The 9,592-nt window shown below is 60.3% G+C and carries 11 protein-coding genes and 1 tRNA gene; 10 read left to right on the top strand and 2 right to left on the bottom strand.

Going from position 1 to position 9,592, the window contains the following annotated elements:
• Positions 1-330 (top strand): DNA translocase FtsK (locus tag MJ639_RS04520; protein ID WP_279306485.1); only part of this gene is annotated, 330 nt, incomplete at its 5' end.
• 70 nt (positions 331-400) lie between these two features.
• Here MJ639_RS04520 and MJ639_RS04515 read toward each other — a convergent pair.
• Positions 401-814, bottom strand: a complete 414-nt coding sequence (locus MJ639_RS04515; protein WP_243368984.1) for a DUF1236 domain-containing protein — start codon at positions 812-814, stop codon at positions 401-403.
• A gap of 69 nt (positions 815-883) precedes the next feature.
• Between MJ639_RS04515 and MJ639_RS04510 the strand changes: the two genes are divergently transcribed.
• The 9 genes from MJ639_RS04510 to MJ639_RS04470 all read left to right on the top strand — a co-directional run bounded on the left by MJ639_RS04510 (position 884) and on the right by MJ639_RS04470 (position 8,330).
• A complete protein-coding gene (locus tag MJ639_RS04510; RefSeq protein WP_243368983.1) occupies positions 884-1,633 on the top strand; it encodes an SDR family oxidoreductase in 750 nt (249 codons plus the stop codon).
• Positions 1,634-1,870: 237 nt separating this feature from the next.
• Positions 1,871-4,762 (top strand): transglycosylase domain-containing protein, encoded by a 2,892-nt coding sequence (locus MJ639_RS04505; protein ID WP_243368982.1) that lies wholly within the window; start codon positions 1,871-1,873, stop codon positions 4,760-4,762.
• Positions 4,762-5,796 (top strand): hypothetical protein, encoded by a 1,035-nt coding sequence (locus tag MJ639_RS04500; protein WP_243368981.1) that lies wholly within the window; start codon positions 4,762-4,764, stop codon positions 5,794-5,796. Before MJ639_RS04505 ends, MJ639_RS04500 begins: the two co-directional genes overlap by 1 nt.
• A 247-nt stretch (positions 5,797-6,043) precedes the next feature.
• A complete protein-coding gene (locus MJ639_RS04495) occupies positions 6,044-6,439 on the top strand; it encodes a VOC family protein (RefSeq protein ID WP_243368980.1) in 396 nt (131 codons plus the stop codon).
• 11 nt (positions 6,440-6,450) lie between these two features.
• Positions 6,451-6,954 (top strand): peptide deformylase, encoded by a 504-nt coding sequence (locus MJ639_RS04490; RefSeq protein WP_243368979.1) that lies wholly within the window; start codon positions 6,451-6,453, stop codon positions 6,952-6,954.
• Between the two features lie 33 nt (positions 6,955-6,987).
• Positions 6,988-7,212 carry a hypothetical protein gene (locus MJ639_RS04485; RefSeq protein ID WP_243368978.1) on the top strand — a complete coding sequence of 75 codons (225 nt, stop codon included), beginning with the start codon at positions 6,988-6,990 and terminating at the stop codon, positions 7,210-7,212.
• Positions 7,213-7,355: 143 nt separating this feature from the next.
• Positions 7,356-7,432 (top strand) — tRNA-Asp (locus MJ639_RS04480).
• Between the two features lie 87 nt (positions 7,433-7,519).
• Positions 7,520-7,777: a hypothetical protein gene (locus MJ639_RS04475; RefSeq protein ID WP_243368977.1), complete on the top strand. Its 258-nt coding sequence runs from the start codon at positions 7,520-7,522 to the stop codon at positions 7,775-7,777.
• A gap of 124 nt (positions 7,778-7,901) precedes the next feature.
• Positions 7,902-8,330, top strand: coding sequence for an RNA polymerase sigma factor region1.1 domain-containing protein (locus MJ639_RS04470; protein ID WP_243368976.1), 429 nt, complete (start codon positions 7,902-7,904; stop codon positions 8,328-8,330).
• Positions 8,331-8,345: 15 nt separating this feature from the next.
• Here MJ639_RS04470 and mepK read toward each other — a convergent pair whose 3' ends face one another.
• The gene (gene mepK / locus MJ639_RS04465) at positions 8,346-9,557 is read right to left on the bottom strand and encodes a peptidoglycan L,D-endopeptidase MepK (protein ID WP_480212884.1); all 1,212 of its coding nucleotides are present in this window, start codon (positions 9,555-9,557) and stop codon (positions 8,346-8,348) included.
• Between the last annotated feature and the right edge of the window lie 35 nt (positions 9,558-9,592).

The raw sequence follows: 9,592 nt of genomic DNA, 5'->3' as shown, positions 1-9,592 counted from the left end.
GTGGAGCATGTGGTGGCGCATCTGAAGCGCCAGGGCCGTCCGCAATATCTTGAGGCGGTGACCGCCGACGAGGAGGAGGCGGCCCCCGACACGGCGGTGTTCGACCAGGGCGAGTTCGGGGCTCCGGGCGGAGATTTGTACGACCAGGCGGTGGCGGTGGTGCTGCGGGACAAGAAGGCGTCGACGAGTTACATCCAGCGGCGGCTGCAGATTGGTTACAACCGGGCGGCGTCGCTGATGGAGCGGATGGAGAACGAGGGCATCGTCGGGCCCGCAAACCACGCCGGTAAACGCGAAATCCTCATGGACCATCTTTCGATGGACGATTGAGTTCCACTCTTCACAAGCAAGAAAAAAGGCGGCTCCTGCGAGCCGCCTTTTTCACTTCCGATGCGCGGACTTACTGGATGACCTGCACGACGGTGCGAGTCTGCGGATCGACGAGAACCGTGCGATCGTTCACGACGGTGTAGCTGTAGGGGTTGGACAGGCCGACCGTCTGCGGAACAGGGTAGAGGCGCACACGCGACGGCAGCGGCTGACCGACGACGACTTCTTCGCTCACACGCATGGACGGACGACGCTGGGTGACCACATAGCTCTGGACGCGGGTGGATTCATCAGCAGTCAGAGCCGTGCCGACAGCAGCACCTGCGACGCCGCCCACGGCAGCTCCGACCGGCCCGCCGACAATAGCGCCCGTCACGGCGCCGCCGGCAGCGCCGGATGCCGTGCCGCTCGTGCAAGCGGCGAGGGCGAGAGGAAGAGTGATCACGGCCAGGGTAGCGGCCGAGCTTAGGACACGATTGCGCATGACGGACTCCTTTCCGATTGGCAGAATGCGAACGCAAAAAAGCTTGGCCGGTTCCACAGGGAGGAAAATATGAACAAAGATTTCAAGGTTGCGATCGTCACCGGCGCTGGAACCGGGGTCGGGAAGGCGATCTCAGCTGCCCTCCTGAACGAAGGCTATCGGGTCGTCATGACGGGACGGCGGCGGGAGGTGCTTGAGAAGGCTGCGCAAGAAACCGGCGGAGAGCCGCTTCTCGTGGTTGCCGACGTGACGGATCCGGATTCGGTGAAGGCTTTGTTCTCGAAGGTGAACGAGACTTTTGGGCGCCTCGACCTGTTGGTGAACAATGCCGGAATCGGTGCGCCCGCCATTCCCCTGGAGGAGCTGACGCTGGAACAATGGAGGAGCGTCGTCGATACGAACCTCACCGGCACGTTCCTGTGTACGCAGGAGGCGTTCCGCATCATGAAGTACCAGAACCCGAGAGGCGGGCGGATCATCAATAACGGCTCCGTATCCGCTTATGCGCCGCGACCCTTCTCGGCGGCTTACACGGCGACGAAGCATGCCGTTCTCGGGCTGACGAAATCCACCTCTCTTGACGGCAGGGCCTATGACATCGCCTGCGGGCAGATCGATATCGGCAATGCGGCCACCGACATGGCCGCCAAGATCGCCAGCGGTATCCTTCAACCGAATGGAACTGTGATGGCGGAGCCGACCATCGATCCCGTGCATGTGGCGGAAGCCGTCGTTTACATGGCGGGCCTGCCGTTGAACGCCAACGTGCTCAACATGACGGTCATGGCGACGAAGATGCCGTTCGTCGGAAGGGGATAGAGCATTCTTCGGTGAAGTGGAGCCGGTTCACCGTCAAAGAATGCGCCAAATCAAAAGGGAGCTGTTCCCATGCCAATGGAAACAGCTCTAGGACACGATAAGTTTATCCGCTGGGCTGGGAAGCCTGGCTTTGCCGCTCCATATGGGTCCTGAAGACAGGTCCTAAAACAGCCGTACTATCCGGCTCTTATCGCAAATTCGGCTTCTTGAGCGGGATCCTTTCATGATGGCGGCGGAATGAGCACGATCCTCGTCAAGATCTTCGCAACGGCTTTGACCTTGAGCCAGGTTCTGGTGGACCCGGACTCGGTCAGGACGTCTTTCGATCCGGTGCAGGATCGCGAGAAGGTGTCCGAGCTTCTTCAGCAGGGCTGCACGCATATGCGCCGCGCCTTCGATATCGAGGACATCAACCTCGACGAGTTGATCGCAACCGCCATGGAGGACCCGCAGGGGGTTACAGGCGATATCAAGATCCTCCAGGGCCTCAGCTTCAGCGATCTACACGCGAGTTACCGGCTGTTCTGCAAGAACGAGAAGGTGGAGCCGTCGCCCGTCGATCTCGGCGAGGTGATCACCTATTACAACAATGCCGTGGCCGATCTTCCCGATGCCGGAAAGCTGAAAGGCCTCAAGCTGCCCGGAATGAGCGTGATCCTGGACGCCAATGGACGCCGTTTCGCGGAAGTCTACGAGCCCGATCACAGACGCATCTGGGTGCCGCTATCCGAGATTCCGAAATCCGTGCAGCAGGCCTTCGTATCGGCAGAGGACAAACGCTTCCATCAGCACAAAGGCGTCGATGAGAGGGGCGTCATCCGTGCCTTCGTGAACAATCTCGCCAATCCGGGCCGCCCGGCGGGCGGATCAACCATCACGCAGCAGGTCGCCAAGAACCTGCTTGTCGGCGATGATGTGACCTACGAGCGCAAGATGCGCGAGATGATCGTGGCCTCGCGCATCGAAAGCACACTCAGCAAGTCGGAAATACTCGAGATCTATCTGAACTCGATCTATCTCGGGAGAACATCCTGGGGCATCGAGATGGCGGCGCAGAGCTATTTCGGAAAGAGCGCCAAGGCTCTCTCGGTGGCGGAAGGCGCGCTTCTCGCCGGGCTGGCGAAGGGCCCCAACTATTACAATCCCGACACGCAGCCGGACCGTGCACGGGAGCGCATGGCCTATGTGCTGAGCCGCATGCAGGAGGACGACTTCCTCGACGCCGAGCAAGTGAAACAAGCGATTGCCTCGTTGCCGTCGCGTATCGCCTTTCAACGGCCGCGCCGAGACAGCGGACTTTACTTCCTGGACCATCTGAACAGGGATGCACGCACCCTGGCTGGTCTCGAGAACCTCACATCGAGCTCCTATACCGTGCGCTCCACGATCAATCCGGCCCTGCAACAGGCGGTGGAAGGAGCGCTTCAGGAGGGGCTCGCGCGTTATGAATTGAGTATTGGACGACAACGCTTCCAGGTAGCGGAAGCCAATCTTTCCGATGCCATCAAGACGCTGACGGCCAGCAAGGAATCCTCAGCGGCGCCAGCTTGGAAACGGGCGCTGGAGGCCGCACGCCTGCCGCTTTACGATGTGCAATGGCCAGCTGCCATAGTGATCGAAAAAGGCAGGGACAAGAAAACAGGCGCGAATGTCCTGCGCGTGGGTCTGTCCGACGGACGCGTGCTGCCGCTCAATGCGTGGGAGGCAGCGCGGCGTGACCTGAAACTCTACGATGTCGTGCGAGTACGCATCATCGAGCAGAAGGGTAAGGGAGTTGTGCGCGCGGATCTGCGCGTGCCGCCCTCGGTCCAGGGTGGGGCTGTGGTGCTGGAGAACAGGACCGGACGCATCCTGGCGATGGCGGGCGGCTTTTCCTATCCGTTGAGCCAGCTCAATCGCGTGACGCAGACGCACCGGCAGCCGGGGTCCGCTTTCAAGCCGCTCACTTATCTCGCGGCCCTGTCGAAAGGATTGCAGCCCAACACGCTGGTCTGGGATGCGCCGGTGACGCTTCCGCCTGTGAACGGTAGCGCGAATGCACGGGCGCAGGATTACTGGCGGCCGAAGAACTATGACGGCGGGGGAGGTGGCATCGTCACCCTTCGCCGAGCGCTGGAGAACTCGAAGAACCTCGTCACAGCCCGTCTGCTCGATGGCGGTATCGAGAGCGATCCGGCGCAGAGCTTGCAGGATGTGTGCGATCTGGCGCTGGAGGCGCAACTCTATCTGGAATGCACCCCGCATTATCCTTTCGTGCTCGGCGCGCAGCCGGTTCGGATGCTCGATCTTGCCGCTTTCTATGCTGCCATTGCCAATGAGGGCGCAATGCCCGTGCCCCACGCTTTTGAGAGTATCGAGGAGCGAGGTCGTTCGGTTTATACCCGCAAGGGGCAGGCTCTGGTGAGGCTAGGCTCTGCGGATGCAGCATCATTCTACCAGCTGAAGACGATGCTCCAGGGCGTGCTGGAGCGCGGCACAGCGCGCAGCCTGAAGGCGCTTGCGCCTTATGCCGGTGGCAAGACAGGCACATCGGATGACGAGAATGATGCGTGGTTCGTCGGCTTCACCAACGACATCACGGTGGCGGTCTGGGTCGGGCACGATAACGCGGACGGCAAGCGTCGTACGCTTGGGCGCGGGCAAACCGGCGCGAAGGTGGCCGCTCCCATCTTCAAGGACATCGTCGAAGCCGCCTGGGATAACGGCATTCCGAAAGCTCCGCTCAATCCGCCATCGCCGCAGACCGCCAAGCAGCTCATCGCCTTGCCGATTGATCTCAATTCAGGTGACCGCCTGACCGAAGGCCAGCGCGGTGCGTTCATGGAGCATTTCCGGCTGAATTGGTTCGGGCGCTTGAGCGAGACTCAATACCGCCTCGTCCCGCAGGAGGAAGTCTATGCGCTTCGCAATCCTGATCCATGGAGCGATGGCGACGACATGAATGGCTACAGCCCTTACAACGAGGCGCCGCATTCCGAGCAGAGTTGGCTCGACGCCCTTCGCCAGAATGCACCGGCGCAGCGCCGTCCGGATCGGGCATGGCGCTGGTGGTGGGAGGATGAGGCGCCAAGACCGCGCCCGCGTCGTGTCGATCCGGATTATCCCTGGGGCTATCAACGGGTTTATTGATGAGAGCTTTTCACTCGCTGCGCTGGAGCCTGATCGCCCTGGCTGCTTTTTCCCTGTCTGCGGCCCGGGCGGAAGATTTTCGGGTGGAGGAGGTCCCATCCGTCACTGCTGTTGCACCGGGCCAGATCAAAGCGAAGACCATTCTCATCAGCGATCATGCGGACGCCAAGATCAGGGATGAAGAAACTGGCCTCATCCGGTTCGAGGACTGGGCACGGGAGAAGCCGCTGGAAAAGCGCTATTTGAGCCTTTTTCCGGATTATGCCGAGCCGACGATCAAGGTTTCCGTTCACGGCATCGAGAAGCCCTATACCGAGAAGCTGCATATGTATGTGGTGCAGGCGCGCTTTCTGATCTCGAAACCTGCTGAGGCCGTCGATCTCGGCCGGTTCACCAATCTCGATACGCTGCAGGCACTCGACCCCTCCATCAACCACAAGCGCATCGCGCTCGATCAGGCGCGCCCCAATATCGATCCGCAGAGCGCTCATAACCGCAATCCTGCACGGCGCTGGTGCGAAGCGCCGCAAAGCCTCTGCATCGAATCCCGCTATCCACTCGAAGGCCGAATCCCGGTCGGTATCCGTCTTGCGAACAAGCTGGAGGAGAGCGGCAAGAAGATCTCGGAATCCATGGATTTCCAGACAGAGATCCGTGTCCTACCGCAGCAGGAGATCGATCAGGCCGACCTTGCAAAGCTTACCAAGATCGACGCACCGGTTGTGGGAGTGTTGGAGCAGGCGCTGTTCGACGTGAACCAAGTGATGCAGTTCGGAAAGCTGCTCGCCGTGGTGCAGCCGTATCCCACAGATCGCACCAAGAGCGTGGTGACCGTTTTCATGGCTTTGGGTATCGAGACCGACGTGCTGCAACAGAAGAAGGAATTTGCCAACGTTCCCGTGCTGCGCAACCTCATTCCGGTCCAAGTCCTTATGGGCCGGAGTTCATTCAATTCCGGCAATTCCATCAGCGCCGGACTGCCGAGCTATGTGCGCAACCGCATTCGGGCCATCGCCCAATTGCTCGATCAATGATGTGAGCACGAAAAAGCCCCGTTCGAAAAGGGCGGGCTGAACGGGGCTATAAGTTGGCGGAGGCGGTAAGGGGTTGCGGGTGTGATGCCTCCGTATCAAATCAAGAATCCAACCTGATGCGGGGTTCCGAACCGTCAGCCTCCAAGACAGCTTGGCAGGTTCACGTTTTCTCGACTATGTGCTCCGGGATCGGAACACCGGCGCAAACCGATGTTTCAAGGCTAATATTCTCAGCGGGGCTCTCTCCATGGCAAAAGCCATTCATTCCATGATCCGTGTTCTGAACGAGCAGCGTTCGCTGGATTTCTATGGCAAGGCTTTTGGCCTCAACGTGGCGGAGCGGCTTGGCTTCGATGGTTTCACGCTGGTTTACCTGAGCAATCCCGAGAGCGAATTCGAGGTCGAGCTGACCATCAATCATGACCGGAGCGAGCCTTATGTCCTGGGTGACGGCCATGGCCATCTGGCTGTTTCCGTGGACGATCTTGAGGCGGAGCATCGCCGCCTGACCGAGCTCGGCCTCAATCCTCTGCCGATCAAGGAGTTCATGCATGAGGGCAAGCTCCTCGCGAAGTTCTTCTTCATCCAGGATCCGGATGGCTACAAGATCGAGGTTCTGCAGCGCGGCGGTCGTTACAAGTAGAAGGTTTGTTCATGACGATCCGCCCCATTATCCGCTTCCCCGATCCACGCTTGCGTATGAAGGCGGAGCCCGTATCCGTCTTTGACGACGGGCTTCGTGTTTTGGCGCAGGATCTGACCCAGACCATGCGCGCGGCTCCTGGCATTGGGATCACAGCTCCCCATATCGGAGTGCTCAGCAGCCTTGTTGTGATCCAGCTCGAGAGCGATGTTGCCCCGCGCATCTTCGTAAACCCGCAGATCGTCTGGACATCGCCCGAGATGATCCATCATGTGGAAGGCAGCGTCTCGATGCCGGGCGTCACCGATGAGATCGAGCGGCATGCCCGGGTGCGGGTGCGCTATCAGGATCTCGACGGTGTGCAGCATGAGGAGGAGGCCGAGGGCCTGATGGCTGTCTGCCATCAGCACGAGATCGACCAGCTCGACGGGATCTTCTGGATCGATCGCCTGTCGAAGCTGAAGCGGGATCGCCTGATCAAGAAATTCGACAAGCTCCAGCGCCTAAAGGCGTAAGAGAGCGGGTCATCAAGTGGAGTTGCGCTTTCAGTGTTTGAAATCTACCGCATCGAGTCCGTCGCCTCAGAGGAGGCGGGCGGGGGCGTGATCCGCCGTATCATGGTCCGCACCGATTCCCTGGAGAAGGCGAAGGAGCGCGCGCTCAAGGTCTTCGCGCTGGCCCGGCGTCCGCAATCCCGCGATCCGGAGATCGAGGCCGTGCGTGTGCTGAACGGGGCAGGGCACGAGGTCTTCTCCGTCAGCACCAGGGATTGACCGACGAGGACAATCTTCCGGAAAGCGAGGCGAGGGCTGTGGATGGTGCAAACAACATTTGACAGCCTGCCCAATCACCGGTACGAGCGCGCCTCCACCGCAGAAATTCGAGCCCTCGGGCCGCTCTGCTGGAAGCAAAATGCGCGGGCGTAGCTCAGTCGGTTAGAGTGCCGGCCTGTCACGCCGGAGGTCGCGGGTTCGAGCCCCGTCGCCCGCGCCACTTCCCTTTCCGTGAATTGCTAATCTGACAAAGTCACCTCGACGATTGCCGGGGACAGGCCCGGCCGGATCGTGTATGGATCGATCCATGACCGATGATAATTCCGCTCTTCGCCTCGAACTCGCCGATCAATGGCAGAAGCTCGCCATCGACCTGATCAAGAAAGGTCTTCCGGCCGACATCATCTTCGAATCCCTCCTCACGGTGGGATTGGCGGGACAGGTCGAGGTGCTGGGCAAGGAAGTAGCGGCCGCCCGGCTCGCTGCCATCGCCGAGCAGCTTTCCGATCAGGTTCGGCAGCAGAAGGAGGCGCTCAAGGAAGCCTCCAACGCCACCAAGAATTGAAAGCCAGCACCACCGAAGGGCTTTTCGCCAAAAAAGTTGCCAGACTTTCCTAGGACGGTGCAACACCTCGCCAGATTGTCGCGTTAGGCTCAACAAGATGGTCTAACCTTGAGGTGATCTCCTCATGCAGCCGGCACTCGACAGCACGATCCTGGACCGTTTGATCTCACAGGGGCGCGAGCGCGGATATCTCACCACTGAGGATCTTCGGGTCAATCTTCCCGTCGAGAACATGAGTGCGGAAGATATCGCGCTGGTCGTGGTTCAGCTGGAGGAGACAGGGATCGCTGTCGATCTCGAGGAGAGGCTTCTCTCTCCTGCCTCTCGGCCGATGCCTCCGCAGCAAAGAAGTGCGGAGATCATTCCATTCCCAGGCTCCCGCACTGCATGGGAAAAATCCCGAACGAAGCCCCTTCAACCTGCAAGCCCAGCCGAACCTGAGCAGCGCTCAGCTGTTGAAGAAGGGGATCCTTTCAGCAAGTGGATCATCATCGCTGGGGGCGGGGTCACTTTCGCTTTTTTCACGTTGCTTATTTTTGCAACGGCCGGTTGATCCATTATTGGCCGATCATCCGGCCCTGGCCACCATGCTGCTGGGCAACTGATGCGGCTCATGCCTTGGAAGAGGCTTGATGGCGGGGCCGCTGAAGTTCGTGGTGCTCAGATCGTCCCACGTCTGCGACGCGAACCCCGTGTCGAGAAGCGCCGTCTTCGGCTCGAACAGCGAGCGCACCGCAGCTTTCTCGTTGTATCCCAGGATAGGCTCGAATGAAGCGGTGATCTTGGCCGGTGCCGATGATGCCAGAGCGACCCTTGCAGGCGGGATCGGTGGCGAAGCGCTTGCGGTCTGAACGATAGGATCCTGCGGTCGTTGCGGGGGCAGGGGCACGCGAGGTGCCACAGCTTCAGGCGCGGCAACCGCCACCACTGCCGGCTGAGGCGCCGGAGCCTGTTGCTGCGGAGCAGGCTTGCGCCCGAAAACACTTGCCAGCAGAGAGCCGACTGAGCCGCCGCCAGCGGAAGCCTGGGTGGCGAGAGCTGCGTTGCGGGCGGCGATTTCAATCTTAGCCTGCTCATAGCCCGGAAGCGGCTTACCGCTAGAAGGCAGATGGGCGGTCTTTCCATCCGGGAAGAGGCGCGCGAGCTGCTGCTGCGACATGCGTGGCCAAGCGCGGACATTGCCTGTGTCTACGTGCACGAAATCGGACGAGGCGTAGTAGCCGACGCCGCCATATTGCATGCGCATGGCGATCTCGCGCAACCGCTCCGTCGGCACGTCTGGCAGGCGGATATCCATGGCCTTGCCGAGCGTGTGCTGACTGTTCTCGGCGACACCGCTCGATCGGCGGCGCAAGGCGGAGTTTGTCTCGGGAGAGCGATACGATGAGATGATGTGAATGGGCTGCCGCGAGCCGGACTCACGATACACCTCCCAGAGCACATCGAAGAGGCGCGGATCCATCTTTGCAGGCTTGTCGTTGCGCCAGTCACGAAGGAACCAGTTAAGCTGCGTCAGAGCTTGCTCGTCATATTGCCCGTTGCGCCGGAAGGTGATGCTGGTGCTATCCTGGCGGTGCGTGTGGACGAAGCTCAGCGTGCGTGTCTCGCCCTCGGCTTGCGACATCGTATTCCAGGAAAGCAGGATGAGACTGGCAGCTCCGGCGAGAAGATAAGTCGACTTTAGGAACAAGTTCCTGGTTCGGTCGCAGGTATCAGCGATTACATACGCTGCCGAATGCTTGCCGAGCGACCGTTTCGGTCGGGCTGTAATGTCCCGCATTTTGGTTTTATCCCGCTTCCCTTAGGAAAGGTTTG

This window comes from Microvirga solisilvae (assembly GCF_022808595.1).
Taxonomy (GTDB): domain Bacteria; phylum Pseudomonadota; class Alphaproteobacteria; order Rhizobiales; family Beijerinckiaceae; genus Microvirga; species Microvirga solisilvae.
This window is presented reverse-complemented; position numbering and strand designations above follow the sequence as displayed.

Coding starts and splice junctions, on each gene's coding strand:
- MJ639_RS04505 (WP_243368982.1), top strand. CDS start 1,871: ATGAGCACGATCCTCGTCAAGATCTTCGCAACGGCTTTGACCTTGAGC.
- MJ639_RS04495 (WP_243368980.1), top strand. CDS start 6,044: ATGGCAAAAGCCATTCATTCCATGATCCGTGTTCTGAACGAGCAGCGT.
- MJ639_RS04490 (WP_243368979.1), top strand. CDS start 6,451: ATGACGATCCGCCCCATTATCCGCTTCCCCGATCCACGCTTGCGTATG.
- mepK (WP_480212884.1), bottom strand. CDS start 9,557: ATGCGGGACATTACAGCCCGACCGAAACGGTCGCTCGGCAAGCATTCG.
- MJ639_RS04500 (WP_243368981.1), top strand. CDS start 4,762: ATGAGAGCTTTTCACTCGCTGCGCTGGAGCCTGATCGCCCTGGCTGCT.
- MJ639_RS04510 (WP_243368983.1), top strand. CDS start 884: ATGAACAAAGATTTCAAGGTTGCGATCGTCACCGGCGCTGGAACCGGG.
- MJ639_RS04515 (WP_243368984.1), bottom strand. CDS start 814: ATGCGCAATCGTGTCCTAAGCTCGGCCGCTACCCTGGCCGTGATCACT.
- MJ639_RS04470 (WP_243368976.1), top strand. CDS start 7,902: ATGCAGCCGGCACTCGACAGCACGATCCTGGACCGTTTGATCTCACAG.
- MJ639_RS04475 (WP_243368977.1), top strand. CDS start 7,520: ATGACCGATGATAATTCCGCTCTTCGCCTCGAACTCGCCGATCAATGG.